32 protein-coding genes are annotated in these 22,751 nt (G+C 69.3%); 30 read left to right on the forward strand and 2 right to left on the reverse strand.

What is annotated here, in order from left to right:
• Nucleotides 1-177 precede the first annotated feature (177 nt).
• The gene (locus VMF70_00910) at nt 178-2,241 is read right to left on the reverse strand and encodes a M13 family metallopeptidase (GenBank protein HTT66562.1); all 2,064 of its coding nucleotides are present in this window, start codon (nt 2,239-2,241) and stop codon (nt 178-180) included.
• Nucleotides 2,242-2,348: 107 nt separating this feature from the next.
• Nucleotides 2,349-2,963 (reverse strand): hypothetical protein, encoded by a 615-nt coding sequence (locus VMF70_00915; protein ID HTT66563.1) that lies wholly within the window; start codon nt 2,961-2,963, stop codon nt 2,349-2,351.
• A gap of 468 nt (nt 2,964-3,431) precedes the next feature.
• Here VMF70_00915 and VMF70_00920 point away from each other — a divergent pair, with 468 nt between their 5' ends.
• The 30 genes from VMF70_00920 to VMF70_01065 all read left to right on the forward strand — a co-directional run.
• Nucleotides 3,432-6,014: a protein kinase gene (locus VMF70_00920; GenBank protein HTT66564.1), complete on the forward strand. Its 2,583-nt coding sequence runs from the start codon at nt 3,432-3,434 to the stop codon at nt 6,012-6,014.
• 100 nt (nt 6,015-6,114) lie between these two features.
• The gene (locus tag VMF70_00925; GenBank protein ID HTT66565.1) at nt 6,115-6,723 is read left to right on the forward strand and encodes a hypothetical protein; all 609 of its coding nucleotides are present in this window, start codon (nt 6,115-6,117) and stop codon (nt 6,721-6,723) included.
• Between the two features lie 161 nt (nt 6,724-6,884).
• Nucleotides 6,885-7,424, forward strand: coding sequence for a DinB family protein (locus tag VMF70_00930; protein HTT66566.1), 540 nt, complete (start codon nt 6,885-6,887; stop codon nt 7,422-7,424).
• Nucleotides 7,425-7,565: 141 nt separating this feature from the next.
• The gene (locus VMF70_00935; protein ID HTT66567.1) at nt 7,566-7,997 is read left to right on the forward strand and encodes a hypothetical protein; all 432 of its coding nucleotides are present in this window, start codon (nt 7,566-7,568) and stop codon (nt 7,995-7,997) included.
• Between the two features lie 186 nt (nt 7,998-8,183).
• Nucleotides 8,184-8,645: a hypothetical protein gene (locus tag VMF70_00940; GenBank protein HTT66568.1), complete on the forward strand. Its 462-nt coding sequence runs from the start codon at nt 8,184-8,186 to the stop codon at nt 8,643-8,645.
• 87 nt (nt 8,646-8,732) lie between these two features.
• Entirely contained in the window at nt 8,733-9,293 is a 561-nt protein-coding gene (locus VMF70_00945) for a hypothetical protein (GenBank protein ID HTT66569.1), read from the forward strand.
• Nucleotides 9,294-9,359: 66 nt separating this feature from the next.
• On the forward strand, nt 9,360-9,746 hold the full coding sequence (locus VMF70_00950; GenBank protein ID HTT66570.1) for a VOC family protein: 387 nt from the start codon (nt 9,360-9,362) through the stop codon (nt 9,744-9,746).
• 38 nt (nt 9,747-9,784) lie between these two features.
• A complete protein-coding gene (locus VMF70_00955; GenBank protein ID HTT66571.1) occupies nt 9,785-10,120 on the forward strand; it encodes a hypothetical protein in 336 nt (111 codons plus the stop codon).
• Nucleotides 10,117-10,509, forward strand: coding sequence for a hypothetical protein (locus VMF70_00960; GenBank protein ID HTT66572.1), 393 nt, complete (start codon nt 10,117-10,119; stop codon nt 10,507-10,509). Before VMF70_00955 ends, VMF70_00960 begins: the two co-directional genes overlap by 4 nt.
• A gap of 121 nt (nt 10,510-10,630) precedes the next feature.
• Nucleotides 10,631-10,987, forward strand: a complete 357-nt coding sequence (locus VMF70_00965) for a hypothetical protein (protein HTT66573.1) — start codon at nt 10,631-10,633, stop codon at nt 10,985-10,987.
• A gap of 118 nt (nt 10,988-11,105) precedes the next feature.
• Nucleotides 11,106-11,609: a hypothetical protein gene (locus VMF70_00970; GenBank protein HTT66574.1), complete on the forward strand. Its 504-nt coding sequence runs from the start codon at nt 11,106-11,108 to the stop codon at nt 11,607-11,609.
• Between the two features lie 183 nt (nt 11,610-11,792).
• Nucleotides 11,793-12,098 (forward strand): VOC family protein, encoded by a 306-nt coding sequence (locus VMF70_00975; protein HTT66575.1) that lies wholly within the window; start codon nt 11,793-11,795, stop codon nt 12,096-12,098.
• A gap of 253 nt (nt 12,099-12,351) precedes the next feature.
• Complete coding sequence (locus VMF70_00980) at nt 12,352-12,624, forward strand: hypothetical protein (GenBank protein HTT66576.1); 273 nt, start codon at nt 12,352-12,354, stop codon at nt 12,622-12,624.
• Between the two features lie 572 nt (nt 12,625-13,196).
• The gene (locus VMF70_00985; protein ID HTT66577.1) at nt 13,197-14,033 is read left to right on the forward strand and encodes an HD domain-containing phosphohydrolase; all 837 of its coding nucleotides are present in this window, start codon (nt 13,197-13,199) and stop codon (nt 14,031-14,033) included.
• Between the two features lie 489 nt (nt 14,034-14,522).
• Complete coding sequence (locus VMF70_00990; protein HTT66578.1) at nt 14,523-14,900, forward strand: hypothetical protein; 378 nt, start codon at nt 14,523-14,525, stop codon at nt 14,898-14,900.
• A 251-nt stretch (nt 14,901-15,151) separates the two neighbouring features.
• A complete protein-coding gene (locus VMF70_00995) occupies nt 15,152-15,532 on the forward strand; it encodes a VOC family protein (protein ID HTT66579.1) in 381 nt (126 codons plus the stop codon).
• Between the two features lie 50 nt (nt 15,533-15,582).
• Nucleotides 15,583-16,080 carry a signal peptidase II gene (gene lspA / locus VMF70_01000; GenBank protein ID HTT66580.1) on the forward strand — a complete coding sequence of 166 codons (498 nt, stop codon included), beginning with the start codon at nt 15,583-15,585 and terminating at the stop codon, nt 16,078-16,080.
• A 114-nt stretch (nt 16,081-16,194) separates the two neighbouring features.
• Nucleotides 16,195-16,656, forward strand: coding sequence for a molybdopterin-dependent oxidoreductase (locus VMF70_01005; protein ID HTT66581.1), 462 nt, complete (start codon nt 16,195-16,197; stop codon nt 16,654-16,656).
• Nucleotides 16,657-16,663: 7 nt separating this feature from the next.
• Nucleotides 16,664-16,792 (forward strand): hypothetical protein, encoded by a 129-nt coding sequence (locus VMF70_01010; protein HTT66582.1) that lies wholly within the window; start codon nt 16,664-16,666, stop codon nt 16,790-16,792.
• Between the two features lie 86 nt (nt 16,793-16,878).
• Complete coding sequence (locus VMF70_01015; protein ID HTT66583.1) at nt 16,879-17,277, forward strand: VOC family protein; 399 nt, start codon at nt 16,879-16,881, stop codon at nt 17,275-17,277.
• An 18-nt stretch (nt 17,278-17,295) separates the two neighbouring features.
• Nucleotides 17,296-17,787, forward strand: a complete 492-nt coding sequence (locus tag VMF70_01020; GenBank protein ID HTT66584.1) for a hypothetical protein — start codon at nt 17,296-17,298, stop codon at nt 17,785-17,787.
• Between the two features lie 178 nt (nt 17,788-17,965).
• Nucleotides 17,966-18,478, forward strand: coding sequence for a hypothetical protein (locus VMF70_01025; GenBank protein ID HTT66585.1), 513 nt, complete (start codon nt 17,966-17,968; stop codon nt 18,476-18,478).
• Nucleotides 18,479-18,671: 193 nt separating this feature from the next.
• Nucleotides 18,672-19,316: a DUF1801 domain-containing protein gene (locus tag VMF70_01030; GenBank protein HTT66586.1), complete on the forward strand. Its 645-nt coding sequence runs from the start codon at nt 18,672-18,674 to the stop codon at nt 19,314-19,316.
• Nucleotides 19,317-19,348: 32 nt separating this feature from the next.
• The gene (locus VMF70_01035; protein ID HTT66587.1) at nt 19,349-19,738 is read left to right on the forward strand and encodes a hypothetical protein; all 390 of its coding nucleotides are present in this window, start codon (nt 19,349-19,351) and stop codon (nt 19,736-19,738) included.
• Nucleotides 19,739-19,837: 99 nt separating this feature from the next.
• Complete coding sequence (locus VMF70_01040; protein ID HTT66588.1) at nt 19,838-20,236, forward strand: DUF3224 domain-containing protein; 399 nt, start codon at nt 19,838-19,840, stop codon at nt 20,234-20,236.
• Nucleotides 20,237-20,248: 12 nt separating this feature from the next.
• Entirely contained in the window at nt 20,249-20,989 is a 741-nt protein-coding gene (locus VMF70_01045) for an MOSC N-terminal beta barrel domain-containing protein (GenBank protein ID HTT66589.1), read from the forward strand.
• A 3-nt stretch (nt 20,990-20,992) separates the two neighbouring features.
• The gene (locus VMF70_01050) at nt 20,993-21,544 is read left to right on the forward strand and encodes an alpha/beta hydrolase (protein ID HTT66590.1); all 552 of its coding nucleotides are present in this window, start codon (nt 20,993-20,995) and stop codon (nt 21,542-21,544) included.
• A gap of 73 nt (nt 21,545-21,617) precedes the next feature.
• Nucleotides 21,618-21,992: a hypothetical protein gene (locus VMF70_01055; protein HTT66591.1), complete on the forward strand. Its 375-nt coding sequence runs from the start codon at nt 21,618-21,620 to the stop codon at nt 21,990-21,992.
• 52 nt (nt 21,993-22,044) lie between these two features.
• On the forward strand, nt 22,045-22,506 hold the full coding sequence (merB, locus tag VMF70_01060; protein HTT66592.1) for an organomercurial lyase: 462 nt from the start codon (nt 22,045-22,047) through the stop codon (nt 22,504-22,506).
• Between the two features lie 6 nt (nt 22,507-22,512).
• Nucleotides 22,513-22,751, forward strand: a 239-nt coding sequence (locus tag VMF70_01065; GenBank protein ID HTT66593.1) for a hypothetical protein, incomplete at its 3' end; no start/stop codon positions are given.

The following is a 22,751-nucleotide window of genomic DNA, read 5'->3' on the forward strand; positions in this document are numbered from 1 at the left end:
GTCCTCCTACGCGCCCGAGCGCGGCGATCCCCGCTGCGCCACGGTGATGGCGCTGCTGCGCGAGCTGTTCGAGCGCCACGCACGCGGCGGCTGCATCGTGATGCCTTACCAGACACTGGTGTATTTCGCGCAGCCGCCCCGCGCCTGAGGCGCCGGCGCGAGGGCTGCGCGCCGCACTCACCAGACGCGCACGCGCTCCGCGGGCGCGAGGTACAGCTTCGCGCCCGGCTTGACGTCGAAGGCCGCGTACCAGGCGTCGAGATTGCGCACCGTGTCGGCGCGGTACTCGGCGGGCGCGTGTCCGTCGGTGACCAGTCGCTGGCGCAGCGCCGCCTCGCGGATCTTCTGGCGCCAGTACTGCGCGTAGCTGATGAAGAAGAGCTGCTCGGCGCTGAAGCCTGCGGCGCCGGCGGCCGGCTTGCCGCCGAGCGTGAGCCGCCAGGCATCGTAGGCGTCGCCGAGCCCGGCCACGTCCGCGATGTTCTCACTGAGGGTCTGCTCGCCCTTCACGGCGACATCCGGGAATGGGCGATAGCGATCGAACTGCACGGCGAGGCGCCTGCCGGCGGCGGCGAAGTGCGCGAAGTCCTCCGGCGTCCACCAGTTGCGCAAGCGCCCGTCGGCATCGAACAGCGCCCCCTGGTCGTCGAAGCTGTGACTGATCTCGTGGCCGATCACGGCGCCGATCGCGCCGTAGTCGAGCACCGGATCGCGCTCGGGGTCGAAGTTGGGCGGCTGCAGGATGGCCGCCGGGAAGTTGATGGCGTTCATCGCCGGCAGGTTGACCGCGTTCACGGTCTGCGGCGTCATCACCCACTCGGAGCGGTCCACGGGCCGGTGCAGCTTCTCGAGCGCCTGCGCGTCCTCGAAGCGCCCGACCCGGTCGGCGTTCTCGTACGCCCGGCCCGCCACGACGTCGAGCCCGCCGTAGCTCGGCCACCGGTCGGGGTAGCCCACGCTCACCCGGAGCGTGGCGAGCTTCGCCTGCGCCGCGGCCCTGGTCGCGGGCGCCATCCACGCGAGCCGGGCGATCCGCTGGTGGAAGGCCGCGACGATGTTGGCAACCATCGCCTGGGCCTGCCGCTTCGCGCCGGGCGGGAAGTAGCGCTGCGCGTACAGTCGCCCCACGGCGAAGCCGAGCGCGCCGCTCGTCGCTTGGACCGCGCGCCTGGTGCGCGGCTCCTGCTCGGGTGTACCCGAGAGCGTCCGGCCGAAGAACGCGAACGCCTCGTGGTCGAACGCCGGCGGGAGGACTGCGGCGTGGTGCTCGATCGCGTGATAGGCGAGCAGCGCCTTCCAGGCCGACAGCGGCTCGCTCGCGGTCAGGGCGGAGAGCGCCGTGATCGCGCCCGGCTGCCAGGCCACGAAGGTCGCGACGTCGCCGAGGCCGGCCGCGTCGAGGAAGGCGTCCCAGGCGAGCCCCGGCGCCCGGCCCGGCAAGTCCGCCCGCGACCAGTGGTTGTTCCCCTTCAGGACGTCGTAGCTGTCCTCGCGGCTCTCCTGCACCCGCGCGATCCTGGTCTCGAGATCCAGGATCGTATCGGCCAGCCCCGCGGTGTCGGCGAAGGCCGCCAGCGCGAGCATGCGCACCACGTGCGCACGGTACTCCGCACGGATGCCGGCCATCGCCGCGGACGTGTCCACGTAGTAGCTGCGGTCCGGCATCTCGAGGCCGCCCTGAAGGAGATACGCGGAGTACTTCGTCGGCGCGTCGAAATCCTGGGCGACCCAGAGGCCGAAGAGGTTGTCGGTGTCGATCTGGCCGGTATTGATCGGGTCCACGTCCGCCCGGAGCGTCGCGCCGAGGTACCGGGCGAGCGCCGTGGGGTCGCCGATCGCCGCGATCCGGTCCAGCTCGAGCTTCAGCGGCTCGAGGCCGCGGGCTTCGATGGCGGTAGTGTCCAGGAAGCTGCGGTAGAAGTCCCCGATCTTCCGGAGATCCGATCCCGCCGGCGCGTCGGCCGCCGCGGCGTCCTGCACGATCGTCGTCAGCCGTCGCTCGGCGCGCTCGTCGGCGATGTTGAAGGCACCGTACGCGCTGCGGTCGGCGGGGATGACCGTCCGGCGCAGCCACGTGCCGTTGGCGTAGAGGTAGAAGTCGTCGCCGGGGCGCACCGAGCGGCCCATGCCCGCCGTGTCGAGCCCGGGCACGCCGCGCTGCGCGCGAAGCGGGACGAGTGGAGCGACCGCCAGCGCGAGCGCCAGCAGCCAGCGGACGACGTGAGGCCGTGGGCGGATCATCGACATCTCCGTATGCGTTCCGGGGCGGATCGAGCAGCACCCCCCCGCGCGAAAGATGGGAGGCCGCGCGCGAGCGCGCGAGAGCAGGCCTGGCCGCCGCTGCAAGGCTAGCGCAGGAACTCCCGCAACAGCGAGTCGCGCTGCAGCCAGGCGAGTAGTACGCGGTTCTGCCCGATGGGGTCCGTATCCATCGTCCAGAACGCCGCCGGCATCGGCGTCGTGATGGTCGCGACGCCCGACACCGCGGGCTCGCCGCCGACGTGGTCGGCATGGTCCACCATCACGACGAGCGCCGTGTCGCCGCCGGGGCGGTGCAGCGCGCGACCCAGCACCCAGAGGGAGTCGTTGGTGTACGCGGCCGCGTACCAATGCCCGCCGAAGGGAATGGCCTCCGAGTTGTGACGCGTGCGGCGGCCGGCCTCCTCGGCGGCACGCTGTTCCCGCGCCGTGGTAGCGGAGTCCACGGGCGGCTGCAGCGTGTCCACCTGGCCGCGCGTGAGCAGGAGGAGCAGGTGCGAGTGCTGCACGCTGTTGCCCGAGCCCGTCGAGAGGTAATCCAGGTCATACCGCATGCGCCGCGACAGGTCGCCGGCGTTGGACCCCTCGCTCTGTGCCACGCCTCTCGCGGCGCCCAGGAGCAGGACCGGCAGGAGGACGGCAAGAAGGCGGGCGGAAGAAGCCCAGGCCAGGGGGATCGCGCGCGTGACGTCCTTGCAGGTCATGAACAACTCCTGTTCCTAGGTCGGTATCTGCTGCGTGCTCTGCTCGTCGCGGTCCATGAAGGCAGCAACCGATGGCGAATGTGCCCGGCGCAGACGAACAGCACAAGCGCGCCAACGACGACCACCGCGGTATCCCTGGCCGCCTGGCGGCACGATCAGAGCACGGCGACCGCCGCTCAGCGACACGCTCGTCCCGTCATCCGTGCCGATTCCTGGCCGATCATCCCTGGCCGGCGGCGGGAGCGGACAGGCCGCTGGCGATCCGCCTGCCAGGCACACCTACGATGCACGCCGAGACCCGAACGCGTCAGGGCGCATCGGACTGCGCCACGACGAAGCGGCGGACCCGTATCCGACGCCTTCGCTCGCCTATCCCGCGACCCAGTTGAGTCCTTGCGGTGGCGGTGACGCTGGCGGCCCCGCAGGCCGCACGATACGTTGGCGCATCTTCACGTCGGCGGTGAAGCGATGGACGCTTCCGACTCGCTTCGCCTGGCGCTCGCGGACCGCTACACGATCGAGCGCGAACTCGGGCAGGGTGGCATGGCCACCGTCTACCTCGCCGAGGACCTCAAGCACCACCGTCCCGTCGCCCTCAAGGTCCTCAAGCCCGAACTCTCGGCCGCCTTGGGTCCGGAGCGGTTTCTGAGGGAGATCGAGCTCAGCGCGCGGCTCACGCACCCCCACATTCTGCCGCTCCACGATTCGGGCACCGCGAACGGGATCCTCTACTACGTGATGCCTTACGTGGAAGGCGAGTCCCTCCGCGACCGCCTGACCCGAGAGAAGCAGCTGCCGCTCGACGACGCGCTGCAGATCGCTCGGGAGGTGGCGGACGGGCTCTCGTACGCCCACGCTCACGGGGTGGTGCACCGCGACATCAAGCCGGAGAACATCCTGCTGGAGTCGGGGCACGCGGTGGTCGCCGACTTCGGAATAGCGCGCGCGATCGACGCGGCGGGGGGCACGCGGCTGACGGAGACGGGGGTCGCGCTGGGGACGCCGGCCTACATGAGTCCCGAGCAGGCGGCGGGGAGCAAGGACCTGGACGGGCGAAGCGATCTCTACGCCTTGGGCTGCGTGCTGTACGAGATGCTGGCCGGGGAGCCACCGTTCACCGGGTCGACGGCCGAGAGCGTGGTGCGGCAGCATCTGGCGGTCGAGCCGCCGAACGTCACCAGGGTCCGGCCCGCCGTGCCGGCGGCCGTGGCGGCTGCGCTGCAGCGGGCGCTGGCCAAGACGCCGGCCGATCGGTTCAATCCGGTGGCGCTGTTCGCGGAGGCGCTCGGCACCCGCGTGTCGGCAGGAGTCCCAGCCCCGCCCGCGCCGTCCGCGACCGTGTCCGTCCGGCGGCGACGCCGTGTCCCCCTGGCGGCGGGGATCGCCGCTGCGGTTGTCGCGCTTGCGGCGGTAGGCCTGATCCTGTGGCACGCGCGAGGCGGCGGGGCCAAGACCGTGGATGTCCGCGAACCGATCCTCGTGCTCCCGTTCGATACCCGCGTGACGTCACCGGGCCTCAAGGATGTCGGCCAGCTGGCCGCAGACCGGATCGAGTCGGCGATTGAGGAGGCCGCGCTGGGCGCGGTCAAGCCTCGGCGCGCGGCGCTCGGCGCAACCGGGGAGGGCGGTGCTACACCGGAGATGCTGAGCCGAATCGCCAGGTCCAGCGGCGCGGCGACCCTCGTGACAGGGGTGATCTATCAACGCGGCGACACCGTGGAGGTGCAGTCTCAGGTGCTGCGCGCCCGCGACCTCAAGACCGTCTTTAGCCTCCGCGCTGCACAGGGCCTGGCGGGGAACGCTGGTCGGGTGGTGGACGAAGCGAAGGAGAGGATTCTCGGAGCGGTGGGCTACTACGTGTCGCCGGAATCAAGAGGCATGGACCCATCGCTCTACACACCACCAAGTACTCTCGCGCTGTTCAGGCTGTGGACCCGAGCCAACCAGCTGTTCAATCAGGGGAAGTTCGTCGAGGCGATCCCCGTCCAACAGGAGATACTCCGGCGCGACTCCACGCAGTTCTACGTCGCCGAGCAGTTAGCGGGCGCGCTCTTCAACTTGGGTCGCTCGCATGAGTCCGATTCCATCCTGCGAGTGATGGAGACGCGCCGCGGGCGTCTGACGCGCGGCGAGACGCTTGTCCTGGACATTTCCCAATCACTGCGCGCGTCGCCCGAGGATGAGTGGCGAGCTGCGACGGCGGCGTTCCAGGTTGACTCGCAGGCCTTTGCCTACCTGGCGCTCTATGCAGCCGTACGGACCAACCACCTCTCGCAGGCCACGAGATTCTACCACCTCCGGGACACCTCGAGTTCTTGGGGCCGCGATTGGCAGGCGTGGTACTCCGTCGAGGCCGCCGCGTTGCACGGGCTGGGCCGGTACGACCAGGAGCTGGCGCTGGCGCGCGAAGCGAGAACGCGGGATCCCGGCAACTCTGACCATGCCTTCACCGAGGCCCGCGCCCTCCTTGCGCTCGGGAGAATGGCGGAACTAGAGCAGGTATTGACGGCGAGCCGGGCGCTCCCCGACTACCGGGCGCCTGGAACCCTGATGCACCTTGTTGCCGCCGAGCTGCTCGAGCACCGGACGAAGGCCGAGTACCAGCGCATGTTCGAGCGGGCGTTGGCATGGAACCAGGCCCTCCCGGCGGATCGCCGGCAGGACCGGCAAGTTCGGCAAGAGATGGCGGTGGAGAACTACTATCTGGGGCGATACGCGGAGGCCGCTCGGCTTTTCGCGGACTTGGGCCGTGAGTTTCCCGACGAGCCGTTGTACGTGAACTCCGCAGCGCGCATTGCTGCCAGTCAGGGGGACACAGCCGCCGCTCTGCGACGCATCGAGGAGCTGCGGGCGGACACGCTGCGGAACAACGGCCTGGAGGTGTCCCGCATCTTCGCGCTGCTCGGCCGCAAGGTCGAAGCGGTGGCGGCCTTGCGCGACTACCTGAACCGCGGCGGCCGGTACGACCTCGGCTGGCACGCGACCGATCTCGAACTGATCGCGCTGCGTGACTATCCGCCGTTCGTCGCGCTGGTTGCGCTCAAAGAGTGAGCGGCGTGGACGGTATGCCCGCAGGTCTTCGGGCGGCCCTCGCCGATCGCTACACGATCGAGCGCGAACTTCGTTAGGCCGCTTCCGGCCAAGGAGCTCCGTGATACACGCTACCACGCTGGTCTGGCGGCTCAGTCCACTCGTGCTGGCGGTCGTGCCTGTCATGGCCTGCCACCGAGAGGCACCCGCCGGTTCCGAGGCTCATCCCGGCGTAGCGAGCCAGGACTCCACCCTCGGCGCACCCGCGCCCGATTCGGCCGCGCAATCGGCAGCGCGCTTCGTTCAAGCCTTCTATGAGTGGTACAAGCGGACGGGTGACCGCTATGAAGTCGCAGTGCGAGACAGTTCCGGGTTCTTCGACGCGGTGCTCCTCGGCGCGATGCGGCTCGACTTGGCCGCGCAGGCCGGCAGCCCCGATGCGGTGTCCGGCCTGGACTGGGACCCGTTTCTCGCCGCGCAGGATCCGTGCGACCCCTATCAGGTCACCGGGACGACCCGGCGCGGGGATACCATTCTGGTCGCCGTGAACGGCATGTGCACGGACCGGCAGCCGCAATCGCGACCGGACGTGGTCGCGGAGGTCCGGCGTGTCGGCAGCCGCTGGGTTTTCGTCGATTTCCGCCATGTCGAGGACCGGGGCAGCTTGCTCCAGGACCTCAAGGCATTGCGGGAAACGCGGGGGGCTGACACGGCGCATGGCGGCCGCTGAGATCGGAAGCGGCCCAACCGGCGCCTGCAGCGGCGGAACGCCGCCTAACGCCCGTCACTGGTGCAGTAGGAAGAGCATCGCAGCGCCCAGCCGAGTGGGCGGCCAGCCCGCCGCTGAGGCGCGAGTCGTCAGGCATCAGCGCATCTGCAGGAGGTAGACGCGTGCTCCGAGCACCCGAGGCGCCGAATGCCCTGCTCGCCGCCTGGAACACGAACGGCCGCGTCACGGCGTTCCTGATCGAGCGCCTCCCGGCGGCGCTCTGGCGCGCGACGATACCCGGCATCCCAACACGGACAGTCCGGAGTGTCGCCGCGCACCTCCACAATGCACGATGTAGCTGGGTAAAGACCTTGGGCGCCGAGCACGGGATCGCTGCCCCGACGCGCGTGGACCACCGATCCGTCACGCCGCGGCAACTCGTGTCGGCCCTGAAGCGGAGCAGTCGGGGCATCGCGGCCCTCCTGGAGCTAGGCTGCCGTCGCGGCGGGCAGGTGCCGTCATCGAGGGCGTACGTGTGGCGCAACCTCGCGCTGGACGTCGAACACGTCCTGACGTACTTCGTCGCCCACGAGGCGCATCATCGAGGTCAGATCGTGATGGTGGCCCGCCAACTCGGGTACCGACTGCCGCCGAGCGTGATGGCGGGGCTGTGGCAGTGGCGGAATCCGTCGGCGCGAAGCGACCGCATCGCCAAGCGCTGATGTCGAACCGGCTGCTGCAGCGGCGGGCACGGCCGCGTGAAGCCGCCGTGACGCTCGGGGTGTAGGCTGATTGGTGATGGCTGGCGGGTCCCGCGGCCGGCCCGCACGCTGAGGCGCATTCGTCAGGCAGCCCGGAGCGGCATGACGAACGAGCTCAATCCGTTGGATTCCGAGCGTCTCGCGCGCGAGGCGGCCGAATCACGCCCGATGAGGGTGGGTCGTCTCGCGCTGAGGCCAGTGCTCGGCGGCGCGGTGTTGATGCTCGCGTATGTCGGCAGCGCGCTCTCCGGAACGGCTTCAATCGCGGGCCTATCTTGGCACAGCGGGGCGGCGTTGCTTGTTGCAGCCGCAGGTTACGTCGGAATCGCTACACTCGGTCTGCGGGTGCTGGGCAGGGGATTGACCGGTTCCGGCACCTCCGGCGCGGCAAGCGGAGTGGCGGCCGCCACCATCCTGCTTGCCATGCATGCTTGGCCCCAGATGGCAGCTGCCAGGATCGTCGTGCAGAGCGGTGTCGTCGGCGGCGTCGCTCTCTGGGCCGCCTGCCGTGGGCTAGCGCACCATGACGCGTGACGCCGCACCTCGCCGCTGAGGCGCGAGTCGCCAGGCAGCAACCGGAGGGCGTGGCCGCAGCCGGGCGGGCACGGCCGCGAGACCCTTGCCTAACGCTCCCAGGTTAGGCTGGTTGGAGATGGATGGTGGGGCCCGCGGGCCGGCCCGCCGCCGAGGCGCGAGTCGTTGGGCTGCGTGGAGGGCACCATGTCCACTCTTCGCAAGAGCGCGATTGGGCTGCTCGGGTTGGCATCGTTGCTGGGCGGCAGCCAGCGTGCCAGCGGGCTCCGCACTCCCCACCAGAAGGCCGCCCAACCGGGCCGAGCTCAGGTGGCGGCAGCCTGGCCGTCGCTTCCAAGCACCGGATACCTGAGCGGCCGGGTGGCAACGGCAGCTGATGTCCGGAGCGGCAACGCGGTCTTTGCGGCGTGCGTTGGAGTCGTCGGCCAACCACTGCACATCGCCATTCCGCAGTATGGCCTGTGGCATGATCCACTCACCGACAGCGTCGAACGGGTCCTGGTTGTGGAGGCGGAGTGGTTCGAGGGCGATAGCATGTTCGGCCTTCGACAGATCCCGAGCGGGAAGGCTGCGATGGCCGCGATTGCCAATCTCACGCTGCTCGGGCAGACGCCTCCTGCGGTGGCCGGAAGCACGTCGCTGCAATAGGGCTCGGCGCTCGAAGGGCCACGCTTGTGTGCGGCAGACCGATGGGCGCTCCGCGCTCGTGCCCTCCTTCTCTTCTTGGAGGTAGTCATGGTTGGCCTGGTTGCGCTGTGGATGCCGGTCATCGTATCGGCGGTGTTCGTGTTCATCGCGCTGGCGATCATTCATTCGCTGCTGGGCTGGCACAAGGGCGACATGACCAACGTCCCCGGCGAGGCGAAGCTCATGGATACGCTGCGCGACCTGAACGTGCAGCCGGGGGACTATCGCTTCCCCTACTCCAACAGCGTGGATGAGATGAAGACGCCGGAGTTCGCCGAGAAGATGAAGCAGGGTCCGGTGGGCATCATGTCGGTCCTGCCGAGCGGCGACATCAACATGGGCAAGCTGCTCGGCCAGTGGTTCGTCTACTCGCTCTTCATCGCCGTGCTCGCCGCATATGTCACGGGCCGCACGCGCGGACCGGGTGCGCCGTACCTCGAAGTGTTCCGCGTGAGTGGTGCCGTCACCTTCTGCTGCTACGCCGTTGCGCACTGGCAGAACTGGATCTGGTGGGGCAAGAGCACGCGATTCACGATCACGCACTCGCTCGACGGCATCATCTACGCCCTGATCACCGGCGCGACGTTCGGCTGGCTGTGGCCGCACTAACAGCGGTTGGTCCAAACCGTTGCAGAAGGAACATTCCTCTCACCACCACCGGCCCTTGGAGGTCACATGAGGCGAGTCACTGGCATCGGCGGCATCTTCTTCAAGGCCAAGGACGCTCCTTCACTGCAGGCTTGGTACAAGAAGCACCTGGGAATCGATGTCCAAGTCTGGGGCGGAGCGGCCTTCGATTGGACCGACGCCGAGGGCAAGCCGGTCGCCGGCACAACGGCCTGGAGCATCGATCCGCAAGACAGTGCTCACTTTGCTCCGAGCTCTGCTCCCTTCATGGTCAACTACCGAGTGGAAGACCTCCATGCCCTGGTCAAGGCTTTGAAGGAAGAAGGCTGCAACGTGCTCGAGAAGATCGACGAATCCGAGTACGGGAAGTTCGCCTGGGTCATTGATCCAGAGGGAAACAAGGTCGAGCTATGGCAGCCGCCTGAAGGCCAATGAACAGGCTCGTGACTCACGGCCGCAACAGGGAGCACCCTATGACACGACGTGCAGTTGTGCTCACGAGCGCCGAGCGCATCGTCTCCGCGATCCTCGCGGCCTATGCCGCACCCGCGGACAGGGTCGCGGGTGATACCGCGCCCGTGGTCCACGCCGCGCGGGGGGCCGAGGCCCCGGCGGTGCGGACGCCGCCGACCCTCATGAGCTGGCCGAATGCGCGCCACCGCCGGCTGAGCGCCTCCGCGCCGGAGTTCCTTGCCACGATGCAGCCGTATCGCCGCGCCTGGCTCGACAGCCTGGTGGCGGCGCACGCCATCCGAGACTTCTGCGTCGAGCCGTTCGCGCAACCACTCCGAATCGAGGTGGCAGCATGACCAAGGACTCCGTGACCAGAGCCGTGAGCGCCCTCGCCATCGGGTTGCTGCTGGCAGCGAGCCTGCTGCACTTCGCATACTCCGGATCGGTCTTCGCGCATGTGACGGATGATTTTCAGCCGGTGGTGCGTGCGATCTGGACGGGGTCCGGCATCAGCCTCTGTCTCACCGCCGCGCTCGTAATGGCGTTGGGCAGTCTGGCGGGAGTCCGCCGGCAGGTTGTGTACGTGCTTCTCGCGCTGCACCCGCTCTCGGTGGGGGGACTCCAGCTTGCCTACGGCAGCGGGCTTCAGCTCACGGCCGACGCGCTGGTCGTGGCAGCTCTGGCGATCCTCGTCGCGGGTCGGCTCGGGCCGGCGCAGCGGACCGTTTCGACGCCAGCGGCCTGACCGGCGCCTGGAGCGGTGGGCACGGCCGCTGATGCCCGCCCAAGGTCTGACTTCGCTCATCCGCGGCTGCATGCGAGCGTATTGGATGCCATGATCATGCCAAGCACTCGGCGAGGGCTCCATGAAGCTTCCCAACCTCCTGATCTACTTCGTGACGGGCGGGGTGTTCACCACACTGATCGTGGCGCTCGAAGAGAGCGGCCACCGCACTCTATCCGGGCTTGCCACCCTCGTGCCGGTGTTCACGCTCGTCGCGTACGCCTTCATCGGTGAATCAGCGGGAGGTGCGGCGGTCGGGCAGCACGCCAAGTGGGTGCTGGCCGGCACGCTCGTGTCCTGGGTGCCATACATGCTGGCGGTCGCTTACCTCGCCCCGAAGGTGGGATCGCAGAAGGCCATTCTGGCCGGCTTGGGCCTGTTCTTCGTCCTCGCCCTCGTGTACATCGCTGTCGCCAGCCGCCTGAAGCTGTTTCAGTGACGGCTGGGGCGCCGGCCGATTCCCACCGTCCGAGGTGGGTCAGACGGCCACGAGCCGGGCTGCCAAACCCGCGCCCGTAGTCGGGCGGCGCTGAGTCTCGGCACATTCTGGAGGCACCGTGAATGCTCAAGCGATTGCTCAGCTCGGCGTCGGCCTCCTGGGCGTGTGGGCCTTCATCGAGGCGCTGCTGGTCTTCCCCAGGGTCGCAACTGCTGCCCCGTTCCAGTATGCGCTGCATGGCGCCTGGGGTGCCTTCGCAGCGATGGCATTGCCGTTTGTGTTGTTGTTGGCCCTGAGCTACCTGCTCGTCTTTCATGCCGCCGCCGTGGCACGGCGCGTCCTCTCGACCCTCGACCTCGAGTCGACGGGTCCGCTGCCCGATGTCGCGTGTGTTCTCGTAGGTCTGGCCGGGGTCTTCGTCCTTCTCAATTCGCTTCCCGGGCTGGTGCAGGCGTGGATGGTGCGGTCGGGGTTCGAGGTTCCAGCCGCGATCCGGCTTCGAGTATGGGTCGCGAGCCTCGTTCAGGCCGGCGTCGGCCTGTTCCTGATCCTGCGGCCAGGGATCCTCGTTGCGCTCTGGCGGCCCCAGCGGGCAGTGCCACCGGGCGACAGCGCCGCCTGATCAAAGCCTGCAACGGCGGGCGGATCCGGTGGAGGCGCGCTGGGTTGGTGGACTGAGGTCGTGCAGGTGTTGTGCGCCCGGCGGCCAGGCGCCCGCCGCTGAGGCGCGAGTCGTCAGGCGGCGGCCAGACATCCAGGAGTGACCCCCATGGTGAGTGCTGCACTCGCAGGCGTGACGTTGCACGTGTCCGACGTCGAGCGCTCCATTGCCTTCTACCGCCGGTTGCCAGGTGCCACCGTGCTGTTCCACATGCCCGGGCGCTTTGCGCTGCTGAAGTTCGGAACTGGTCGCCTCGGGCTGCTCGCAGATCAGAAGCGTCAGTTTCACGTGGAGTTGGAGGTCGCGGATCTCGACGCCGCGGCTGGGGCACTGCGGGACCTCGGGATCGCGGCCGACGGGCCAACGGTCCGGGATTGGGGAGAGCGCGACATCCTGGTCCAGGACCCGGATGGCTATCTCCTGGAGTTTGGGACTGCGCGAGAACACTGAGGGTCCTGGAGCGGAGGGGACGGCCGCGTGACGCCGCCCTAACGCTCCCGGGTTAGGCTCAATCGGTGGTGGTTGGCGGGCCCGCGGCCGGCCCGCCGCCGAAGCGCGGTCCGTTCGTTGGACGGCGACAAACCTCTCGCAGGGGGCCCAGCACATGAGCACGCGACTTCCCGGGCTTGTCTCCCTCGCTCTGCTTCTCGGTTGCGCCTCCGCTCCACCACGGCCCCAGCTGGCTCCGGGGTCGCCCGGGTATGTGGCGCCCACGGAGCGGACCATCGTCGCCGAGTCCGAGCCGTCGGTCGACGTGCAGGAGATCTACGTCGAGAACAACTCCTCCGCGGTCGTCGTGGTGACCAACGTGAACGTCATCGAGTGCAAGAACGTGACGCCGTGCGGGCTCGTACCGCTGCACGTCCAGGTCGGTCCGGGCCAGCGGCGCAAGGTGCTCAGCATCCGCCCGGTGGATAGCATGACGGCGTGGTCGTATCGCTACCGGTATGGCTGGAGTGTCCTGCCGGGTCGCTGAGCGCCGCGTTCCGCCGTCCGACCAGCGGCAGCCCGCCGCTGGGCGCGATTCGTCAGGCGAGTCACTTGAGAGGGGACGCCCGTGACTCATCGAGTGCTAGGCATCAGCGTGATCCTGATCCTGTGCTCCTGCCCGTCGCCCAGGCCCGGCAGCGAGCCCAGCCCGGCCAGCGCGCGCCTTGCGTGCGCGAGCCGAATCGCGCTGACCGGCGGGTTCGCTGAGGTGAACCTGGGCCGGTCCGGTGCCACTCGGTTCGTACGAGCTCGTCCCGAAGGGGGCGAGGACGTAATCGACGTGACGGCGAGCGATTCGGCCGTGTCCGCGCAGGCTTTTTCCGCGTCCCCATCGGTCCCCGTCGGCGGCGCTGCAAGCTCGGGGGCGGTGTTTGTTGCCGGTCACATCCGCGAGGCATGCTCGCGGTGACCTGCCCGACCGGCGCCTGAAGCGGACGGGTGCGCCGCGCTCGCTGGTCGAGTGGCTGGTGAGGGAAGGGGAGGACAGCGCCCGGCGACGGCCTCGACAGCGCGTCGCAAGTTGCGACATGCGTCACCTTTTCTCTGCGCACGCTGTCCGTGTCAGGCATCCGCACCAAGACGGGGCAGTCCATCAGGGAGGCGGCGATGCACCGCACGGGACTCCCGACCTCGCACCCGCGTTACCGCAGGGTCGCCACGGACGCGACGCCGCCCGAACCCCTGCCGTACGCGCCGCACGCCGCGCCAGTGGCGCCGGCCTCCGAGCCGCGCAAGGCTCGCACACCCTGTGTGCCGTCAGGCGCCAGCATCCTCGACGTTTTGGAGAGCTGCGGGCTTCCCACGCGGGCGTTCGATCCCGGCACCATCAGCCACAGCGAACGGGTGGCGTCCTACGCCGCGGAGATCGCCGCGGCCATCGGCCTGAGCCGGATCGAAATCCGCCCCGTACGCCTCGGCGCCTACCTGCACGACGTCGGCAAGCTCAAGGTGTCGCCCAGAATCCTGCGGAAGCCCGGACGCCTGACCGATGCCGAATTCGCGATCATGAAGATGCATCCGGTCTGGGGTCTCGACGTGCTCGAGGGCGTTCACCTGCCCGCCGCCGTCCGTTCCGCGATCCGCTGGCACCACGAGAAGCACGACGGGACCGGATACCCCGACGGCCTGTGCGGCGAGCAGATCCCGCTGCACGCGTCCATCATCGCCATCGCGGACGTCTACGACGCGCTGACCAGCTCGCGCAGCTACCGCCCTCCGATGAGCAGCTCCGGCGCGATGGCGTTGATGCGCGTGCGGCAGGGCTCGTGGCGGCCCGAAGTGTACGCGGCGTTCTGCCGGGCCGCGGCCTCCCCCGCGCGTGGCGCCGCGCTGCTGCTCGCGGCCGCCGCCGGCAGCCGGCGCCGGGAAGCGGCGATCGGGTTCGCCGTGGCGTAGGCGGGTCGGCCGCCACGCGCCCTGCGGAGCACGGGCGACCACGACCGGGACCATGCGGTCAGCGAGGGGGCCGAATTGAGGAAGCATCTCGGAATGTCATCGGCCTTTTGACCGTGCCACGCGACTCGGCGAGATTCCGCGCACGACCGCCCAGCTGACACGCCACGCCGTCCATCAGTACTGCAACAGCCCAACTCGACCACTACCCTCGCGGTGGAGAAGACGCCGGTGAGCCGGGGGCTCCCGCGGCCGCTGCCGCCCGCGCCCCCGGCGATCAACTGGCGCGTGACGCACGCCCGACGCACGATGATTAGGTTGAGTTGGTGGCAGAGGCGGGGCCGGCGGCCGGCCCGCCGCCGAGGCGCGATTCGTCAGGCCGCTGCGACCGCCAACGGGGTGGCGCCGGTCAGGAGTGGAGCCCCAATGCGACTCGACGCGCGCGTTCGCCAGGCCGGCATCATGCTCCTCGCACTACTCGGTGTCGGGTTGGTGGGATGGCGGTTGCTGGGCATCTACTCGGTCCGCACGTACCAAGCGTTCCTGGCTCCCACCCGGGAGTTCCTGGCCGCCGGCCTGGCGCAGGACTCCGCTGCCCTCGCCCGGCAGGGCGCAGAGGCGGTTGCCGTGCGGTGGGTGCTGGCCGCCGGTCGTCAGGACGCCGCGTATCTGCGGGAGCTCGACCACAGCCTCTATGTCGGGCACGCGATGCAGAGAGGCGACACTACGCTCGTGCTGTTCGGCACCAGGAGCTTCGGCGAATGCACGAGCTGGCCCCTCACGGTCTTCTTCAGGGGACCTCCGGCTGCCCCCAGGATCCAGAGGATCAGCAGCGGCTGTCGCGAACTGGGCCACCCGCACGGGCACTGAGCTCGGGGCCGCCGCCGAGCTGCGATGCGTAAGGCGGCCGCACGAGGAGGAACCGGGACACCGGCCACCGCGCAGGTGCGGTACATCGTCCACGACGTCGATGCGGTGATCGTCCTGCGGCGGGTGGAACCGATTCGCGATCGAAGTGAGCGATCGTGCCGCGACGGTCGAGGCGCTCCGGAAAGCCGGCGCCCGCCTCCGGAACACCATCGTCACCGCGGAGAGGCGGGGGGCGGCAACGGGAGGTATCGGTGCAGCTACAGTCGTGCATCCCGGTCATCCCGAGCGCAGACCTGGACCAGAGCCTGCGCTTCTGGGTCGAGGGTCTCGGGCTCACGATGGACCGGCCCATGCGGAAGGACGGCCGCCTCGTCGGTTGCATGGTCCACGACGAGCGCCTCTACTTCTGGCTCAATCAGCGTGCCGGCTCACCGGTCAGGCCGGAGAACTACCATGGCATCCGACTGTACTGGGCGCCCCGCGACATCCACGCGCTGAGGGATCGCCTGCAACAGCTGGGCTATGCCGTCTCGGAGATCACCGACCGCGATTACGGTCAGACGGAGTTCTTCGTGACCGACGACGACGGATACGAGCACTGCTTCGGGGTGGCCACCCACCGGGACACGTAGTGCCTGTGGCCGCCCAACCAGAGCGGCAACGCGTGTCCCGAGGAGCCCACGTGTCGAAGGCCCGGCTTCTGATCTTCGTCACTGTGCCCTTGGTGCTGGCCGATTGCGCCTCCAAGCGCGCCGCGGTGACCTACCTGCAGCCGCCTCACGTCGCACATCCGGTCGTCGGGAACACCGTGCGTTTGACCCTGGCGTTCAACCAGCAGGCCGTCATGAGCTTGCCGGTGGGCCCGCGCGCCCGCTGGCTGCTCATCGCTGCCACGGCCGCCGCCATCGTCATCCTGGTGCGGCTGCTGCGCACCACCGGGGTCGGTGACAGGGCTCGCGCGCTCGGGCTGGCGCTGCTGATCGGCGGTGCGGCGGGCAACCTCCTGGATCGGCTGGCGAGCAACCGGGGCGTGGTCGACTTCATCGACGTGGGCCTGGGCGCATGGCGGTTCTGGACGTTCAACCTGGCCGACATCGGGATCAGCCTCGGGGCCGGGTTGCTCGCCTGGACGCTGTGGCGGCGCGAGGCGCGGGTAGGCGGACGCGAGGACCAGGCATGACGCGAACCGTTCCATGCGCAACCAACGACGTAGCGTAGCTCAGGGGCTGCCTGGAGGGCCGCCACGGTTTCTGCTGACACCATCAACGGCATGGAGGCTGGGTCCGTGCATCTCATGATGTCTCTGCTGCTCGCCATGGCTCCGTCGATCACGGCGGCCGCGAACGATTCGGTCGTCATCGAGGTTGCCGGCCGCACCACCGTCCTTCGGGCCGCTGACCTGGCCGCCCTGCCCCGTGACACCGTCCAGTGGGCGTATCACGGCACGCCGCACGCCTACGCAGGCGTTCGGCTGATCGTGCTGCTGCGGCGCGCGGGGGTGCCGATCGACAGCCTCAAGGGCGCCGACCTGACGAAGCGGGTGGTGGTGGAAGCGGCAGACCACTACCGCGCCGTGTTCACGCTGGCGGAGATCGCGCCGGGCCTTGGCGCCCGCATGGTGCTCCTGGCTGACCAAGAGGATGGGCACCCGCTGACGTCGGCGGTCGGACCGTGGCGGCTGGTGGTCCCGGCCGACGGGAGCGGTGCCCGCGGTGTGCGCCAGGTGACGGCGCTGCGGGTGCGCGACGAGCCCTAGGCGCACGATGCGCGGTCGTCCCCGGCATCCGTGGCCCTGGTGGATCGGGGGCATCGGGTTCATGGTGGCGGAGCTCGTGATCCGCTGCGCGATGCGCCTGCGAGGGGACGCGAGCGTGTACGGCGGGCGCGGCTAGAGGCGGAGTCGCATGGCGGGCCGCAGCCGACGGCGCGATCCGGTTACATTCCGAGATCGTCAACAACCTCTACCTCCCGGAGACGCATGAGCCCTGTGACTGAGCTGCTACTGGGGCGGGCCCTGCAGGTCTCGCTCACCGTGAAGGATCTGCAGAAGAGCGTCACGTGGTACGTGGATGTCGTCGGCTTCAAGACGGACCGGCGGATCGAGCGTGACGGACAGCTGCGCGGCATGGCGCTGTCAGCCGGCGACGTGCGGATCATCCTGAATCAGGATGACGGCGCCAAGGGGTGGGAGCGCACCAAGGGCGAGGGCTTCTCCCTCCAGCTCAGCACGACCCAGGACCCCGATGCGATCGCGCGATGGATCAAGGAGCGGGGCGGCGCCCTCGAGATGGAGCCCAAGGACATGCCCTGGGGTGCTCGGGTCTTCCGACTGCGCGACCCGGATGGTTATCGGTGGGCGATCTCGGCGAGTCGCTAGGCGGATCCCAGGGCGGCCATGACCCGCAGGCGTGGCTTCGCGCTCGGCATCGGAATCACCTTGCTGGCGTCCTACGCCGTGGCGGCGGTCGGGTTCTTCGAGTTTGCCCCGCCGCTGCTTCGTGCGAGCAGCCGTCCCCCGTCTCTGGAGGGGGCAGGGACGGGTCGCGGCTTTGCCGTGGCCATGTTCTCGGCGGCCGGAGCGGCTGTGGTCATCGCGGGCCTGCAAGTCGCCTTCATGGTGCACGCGTGTCGCATCCCGCTGCGCTCGCGACGGGCGCGTGCCCTGTGGCTGGCGGCGCTGTTTCTTGGCAGCGTCGTGGTGATGCCGTTCTTCTGGTACCTGCACGTGTGGCGGCCGGCGGTGCCGGCCGCGGATGTCGCGCCGACGGATGAACGACCACTCGCGGCCGAGGAATCGGTCAGGGTAGCGCTGCAGACGTCACGAGCCGAAGAGAGTCATGCGGTACCGGAGAATCCTGGTCGCCACGCTGGTTCTCGCAGCCTGTAGCAAGGCGGCCGCGGCCCTGCCGAGGCGCGAGTCGTCGGGCGGGCCGCCACGCAACTGGGCATGCTGGGCATGCTGTGCTCCATGGTGGCCCTCGCGGTGCCGTTCGCGATGATCCATCCCGCTGGCGCCGGGATCGGCGCCGGCGCGGAGTTCGGTCTCCTCATGCGACGAGGTGGCAATGCGCAAGGGCGTGATGTTCGCGTTCGCTCTCATGGGTGCGCCGGCTGGGCTGTCCGGGCAGGCGCTGCATCCCGACTCGCTCTTCCCGCGCCTCATTGGGCAGTGGGTGCTCCGGGGCACGATCGCCCGGCAGCAGACGGTCCACGACGTGACCTTCGAGTGGCTGCTGGGCCGCGAGTACGTGCAGATGCACGAGATATCACGCGAGCGAGGGGCGAACGGCACGCCGGCGTACGAGGCGGTGGTGCTGTTCGGTCGTGATCCCCGGACCGGGGCCTATGCCTGCATGTGGCTGGACAACACGGCCGCGGCGGCCTTCGATCCCCAGGGCGTCGGCCGCGGATCCGTGGCCGGCGACTCGGTGCCCTTCCTGTTCCACTACACGGCGACCGACAGCTTTCACACCACGTTCGTCTATGATCGCGCGACGGACTCGTGGCAGTGGCACATGGACAACGACAGTTCCGGGGTGCGCCGCCCCTTCGCACGTGTCACCCTGACGCGCCGCTAGCCGTCTCGCCGAGATGCGAGGAACGCTGCGGACTCCCGGCGAGGCCGGCCACTCGACGGTGTCGCGGGCGCTCGGGGCGCCGGGGTCGTGCGCTCGGCAGCTGCCGCCACGCGGGCGTTGACACGTCGGAGGTTCCGGCGTTTCTATGCTCCTCACGAGGCTCGGCGGCGCCGCATGAGGAGGGGCAGGTCGCATGAAGAAGAGCCGGTCGAAGAGAACCGCGTCTCCATCGGAGCTGATTGACGCGAGAATCGAGGATCTGGGCGACTGGAGGGGCGAGCTGCTCTCCCGGCTGCGCGCCCTGATCAGGAAGGCAGACCCCGACGTGGCCGAGGAGTGGAAGTGGGAGACGCCGGTCTGGTCGCACAGCGGGCTGATCTGCACCGGCGAGACGTACAAGCAGGTCGTGAAGATGACCTTCGCCAAGGGGGCCTCGCTGAAGGACCCTTCAGGCCTCTTCAATTCCAGTCTCGAGGGCAACACCAGGCGCGCCATCGACTTCCACGAAGGCGACAGGCTGGACGAGGGGGCTCTGAAGGTGCTCATTCGGGCCGCCGTAGCCTTCAACTCGTCGGCAGCCCTTGGAGCAGAACATGGCGGCGCGAGAAGCATGAAGTCGAAGGCACCAGGCGAACCACGGGCTGGCGCTCGCTGCCAGGTCATCGGCGGCACACATGCGGGCAAGTCCGGTATCATAAGGGACGTCAACACCAGCAAGACCGGTCACGTGACCATCACCGTGGTCCAGCCCAACGGACAGCGGTTCAAGACCCTCGCCAAGAACGTCGTGATTCGGCGGGGAGCGGCGGTCGCCCGCCACGGGGGCGCGCGCAGGTAGGCGGCCACAACGAGCCATCCGGAGTGCTCACGATGTCACGAACGACGCTCATCCTCGCAGGCGCGTTGGCGCTCCTGAGCAGCCCCCTCGCCGCTCAGGCGCACGCAGTGCACCGTCATCCGCGCGGCGCCAGCATCGTCCTGCTCGGCACTCTGGCCGACCCCATGTGCGCGTTCGCACAGCAACTCGCCGACTCGGCGCAGGCTCGCTGCGCGGGCCAGCACGCCCATCGCCGGCTCGAGCCGGTACTGCTGAGCGACGAGAGCGTACTCTACCTCCTGGCCTTTCGTCCCGGTGCCAGCGGCCGATCGGCGTCCGTGCAGGCCATGATAGGCAAGCGCGTCCAGGTCGAGGGGACCGTCTATCCTGCCGGGAATGCGTATCTCGTCGTGGTGGATTCGGTGCGCACGAGTACGCCATGAACCCGGGGCCGCCCAGCCAGGCGGCCCACGTTCGCACGCAGCATCTGCAGACCATAGTGCCCCAGGACATCCCGTTTCCATCACCCGGCCGAGGACGAGATGAAACACGTCGCGAACTCCCGATTCACCATCAAGAGCTGGGACGAGAAGCCCTACGGCGAGGGCGAGGGCCTGCCGAAGCTGACCCGGGCCTCCGTCACGAGGACGTTCAAGGGTGATATCGCCGGCGAGGGGCAGGTCGAATACCTGATGATGTACCGCGGCGACGGCTCGGCCACGGTCGTCGGCCTCGAGCGGGTCGTCGGGCACGTTGCGGGGAAGGCGGGCAGCTTCGTGCTCCAGCGCACCGGAGCATTCGAGAACGGCGTGGCGACGGAGTCCTACGTCGTCATCCCCGGCTCCGGCACGGGAGAGCTTCGGGGCCTGCGGGGCGAGGGCACGTCGGCTCTCGGGCACGGGACCGAGTATCCACTGACGCTGCACTACGAGTTGGGCTGACGCGGCTCGGCCATGCCGATCGAAATCGGACAGGTAGAAGCGCTCTTCCGGTATCCGGTGAAGTCCATGGCCGGCGAACGACTCGAGGTCGCCCAGCTGGGCTGGTACGGCCTCGACGGCGACCGACGCCTGGCCTTTCGGCGCAGCGACGACCGCAGCGGGTTTCCCTGGCTGACCGCCGGCAGGCTGCCCGAGCTGCTGCTGTTCGCGCCGCAGCGACGTGAGGACGGTGCGGAGGGGGACCTTCCCACCCATGTCCGCGCGCCGGACGGCGCCGTGATGCCGGTCTTCGGAGGAGACCTGGCCGCGGAGGTGGGACGCCGCCACGGCGCTCCCGTGCAGATGATGCGGTTGGATCATGGCATCTTCGATGAGGCGACCATCTCGGTGATCACGCTCGATACGGTGCGCGAGATCGGGCGACTCGCGGGGCGCGGCGCGGACGTGCGTCGCTTTCGCCCGAACATCGTGGTTCGCTCGCGGCGATCGGTGCCCTTCGAGGAGGACGAGTGGCTGGGCGGCGTCCTCTCGTTCGGCGAGGGGGTGGACGACCCCGCGGTCACCGTAACGATGCGCGATGTCCGCTGCTCGATGGTCAACGTCGATCCGGACACGGCCGCGCGTGCCCCGGAGATGCTGAAGGCGGTCGTTCAGGCGAATCGGAACACCGCGGGAATCTACGGCACCGTCAGCCGCGTCGGTGGCCTGGCGGTCGGGCAGACGGTCCTGCTTCGCCGGGCGGATGCGAGGTGACCCGTGGGATGCACCATTCTCATGGTTCCGGGCTTCACGGGCTCAGGGCCGGGCCACTGGCAGAGCATCTGGGAGCGTGCGCACCCGGCGTACCGGCGGGTTCGGCAGCGCGACTGGGACCAACCGGAGCCGACCGAGTGGGTGGCGGCTCTGGACCAGGCCGTGCGTGCGATCCCGGGCAGGGTCTTCCTCGTGGGGCACAGTCTCGGCTGCATCGCGATCGCGAAATGGGCGGTGGACCGGGAGCCCGGCGAGGTGGTCGGCGCGATGCTCGTGGCCCCGAGCGACGTCGAAGCGGGCACCGCTCCACCGGAAGTGAGGTGCTTTGCGCCGATTCCCCTGGAGCGGCTCTCCTTCGACTCGCTGGTGGTCAGCAGCAGCAACGATCCTCTGGTCACCCCGGAGCGAGCGGCCCGGTTCGCGCAGGCCTGGGGCAGCCGGTTGATCTCGATCGGGCCTGCGGGGCACATCCACACGGCGGCGGGATACGGTCCCTGGCCCGAGGGGCACGCGCTGATGCGAGAGATGCTCGGTCCTGCGGAGCGCCCCGCCTGACCAGCGCCTGGGGCAGCGGGCCCGGCCGCGCGACGCCCGCCGACCGCCCGACATCTTCCCGGAGGTCACCTCGATGCCGAAGGACAAGACGGGGATCCAGTGGCTCCGCGAGCCGGAAGCGCACGACTACGCCGCGGCGCGCTCCTACCTGAGCCTGACGTTCGACCGCGTCCGCGTGGGCAGGTACGCGCAGCAACTCGCGCGTTCGGCGGTCACGGAGTTCAAGGCGAAGGACATCTTCCGTGCGTCCGGGCTCTCGCTGCTGGGGATCAGCAATGCGCACGTGGAGAAGGACCGGCGCAAGATCGCGGCAGGGACCCAGCTGTCGCCGCTGTTGCTGGTGCGGGACGTCGGCCGCGGCCGGGTCATCATCGCGGACGGCTACCACCGGCTGTGCGCCGTGTACGGGTACGACGAAGACGCCGTGATTCCCTGCAAGATCGTGTGACGGACCCGCCGCGGGCAGCTGCGGCCGAGGGGGCGGTTCATCGGGCGCCGCCGTGGCGCGACGCGAGGCGAGCATGGACTTCGACACGCAGGTGAAGCTGGCGGTCTACGGTCATTTCGCCGAAACGGGTCGCAGGCCGGCGTTGGGAGCCGTGGCCGAGCGCGTCGGATCGGGCGCCGGACGCGTGCGAGACGCGTATGCTCGGCTGCGCGCGCAGCGACTGCTGGTGCTCGAGGCGGATGGCTCGTCGATCCGCATGGCGCCCCCGTTCTCGGGCGTTTCGACGCAGCACGTCGTGACCGTGGGCGGCACGGACTACTTCGCCAACTGCGCGTGGGATGCCCTGGGCGTGCCGGCGGCGCTCGGGCGGCCGGGCGTGGTGCACGCGCGCTGCGAGCAATCCCGTGTGCCCCTCGACCTGGAGGTCGGCCGCGAGGGGCCCGAGCCCTGCAGCTGGCTGTTCCACTGCTCCGTCCCGGCGGCCAAGTGGTGGGACGACATCGTCTTCACCTGAAGCACCATGCTGTTCTTCCGGTCGGAAGAACGGGTTCGCGAGTGGTGCGCCGCGCACGGGCTGCCGATGCGACCGCTGGTGAGGATCCATCAGCTGTGGACGCTCGCGACGACGTGGTATGCGAGTCGACTGCAGGAAGCGTCCCGACGCCCCCGCGCGGACGAGATGCGCGCGATCTTCGCCGGCCTGGGCCTGGAGGGTGATTTCTGGGATCCGCAGTCAGACAGCTTCGGCGGCCCCACGTG

It is taken from the genome of Gemmatimonadales bacterium, from assembly GCA_035502185.1.
In the GTDB taxonomy this organism is placed as follows: Bacteria; Gemmatimonadota; Gemmatimonadetes; order Gemmatimonadales; family JACORV01; genus Fen-1245.

Excerpts from the sequence above, each read along its gene's own strand:
- VMF70_01010 (HTT66582.1), top strand. The coding sequence starts at position 16,664 with ATGCGCGGTCGTCCCCGGCATCCGTGGCCCTGGTGGATCGGGGGCATC.
- VMF70_00920 (HTT66564.1), top strand. The coding sequence starts at position 3,432 with ATGGACGCTTCCGACTCGCTTCGCCTGGCGCTCGCGGACCGCTACACG.
- VMF70_00965 (HTT66573.1), top strand. The coding sequence starts at position 10,631 with ATGAAGCTTCCCAACCTCCTGATCTACTTCGTGACGGGCGGGGTGTTC.
- VMF70_00915 (HTT66563.1), bottom strand. The coding sequence starts at position 2,963 with ATGACCTGCAAGGACGTCACGCGCGCGATCCCCCTGGCCTGGGCTTCT.
- VMF70_00960 (HTT66572.1), top strand. The coding sequence starts at position 10,117 with ATGACCAAGGACTCCGTGACCAGAGCCGTGAGCGCCCTCGCCATCGGG.
- VMF70_00935 (HTT66567.1), top strand. The coding sequence starts at position 7,566 with ATGACGAACGAGCTCAATCCGTTGGATTCCGAGCGTCTCGCGCGCGAG.
- VMF70_00955 (HTT66571.1), top strand. The coding sequence starts at position 9,785 with ATGACACGACGTGCAGTTGTGCTCACGAGCGCCGAGCGCATCGTCTCC.
- VMF70_01040 (HTT66588.1), top strand. The coding sequence starts at position 19,838 with ATGAAACACGTCGCGAACTCCCGATTCACCATCAAGAGCTGGGACGAG.
- VMF70_01045 (HTT66589.1), top strand. The coding sequence starts at position 20,249 with ATGCCGATCGAAATCGGACAGGTAGAAGCGCTCTTCCGGTATCCGGTG.
- VMF70_00910 (HTT66562.1), bottom strand. The coding sequence starts at position 2,241 with ATGATCCGCCCACGGCCTCACGTCGTCCGCTGGCTGCTGGCGCTCGCG.
- VMF70_01025 (HTT66585.1), top strand. The coding sequence starts at position 17,966 with ATGCGCAAGGGCGTGATGTTCGCGTTCGCTCTCATGGGTGCGCCGGCT.
- VMF70_01015 (HTT66583.1), top strand. The coding sequence starts at position 16,879 with ATGAGCCCTGTGACTGAGCTGCTACTGGGGCGGGCCCTGCAGGTCTCG.
- VMF70_01020 (HTT66584.1), top strand. The coding sequence starts at position 17,296 with ATGACCCGCAGGCGTGGCTTCGCGCTCGGCATCGGAATCACCTTGCTG.
- VMF70_01055 (HTT66591.1), top strand. The coding sequence starts at position 21,618 with ATGCCGAAGGACAAGACGGGGATCCAGTGGCTCCGCGAGCCGGAAGCG.
- VMF70_01030 (HTT66586.1), top strand. The coding sequence starts at position 18,672 with ATGAAGAAGAGCCGGTCGAAGAGAACCGCGTCTCCATCGGAGCTGATT.
- VMF70_01005 (HTT66581.1), top strand. The coding sequence starts at position 16,195 with ATGATGTCTCTGCTGCTCGCCATGGCTCCGTCGATCACGGCGGCCGCG.
- VMF70_00945 (HTT66569.1), top strand. The coding sequence starts at position 8,733 with ATGGTTGGCCTGGTTGCGCTGTGGATGCCGGTCATCGTATCGGCGGTG.
- VMF70_00940 (HTT66568.1), top strand. The coding sequence starts at position 8,184 with ATGTCCACTCTTCGCAAGAGCGCGATTGGGCTGCTCGGGTTGGCATCG.
- VMF70_01035 (HTT66587.1), top strand. The coding sequence starts at position 19,349 with ATGTCACGAACGACGCTCATCCTCGCAGGCGCGTTGGCGCTCCTGAGC.
- VMF70_00950 (HTT66570.1), top strand. The coding sequence starts at position 9,360 with ATGAGGCGAGTCACTGGCATCGGCGGCATCTTCTTCAAGGCCAAGGAC.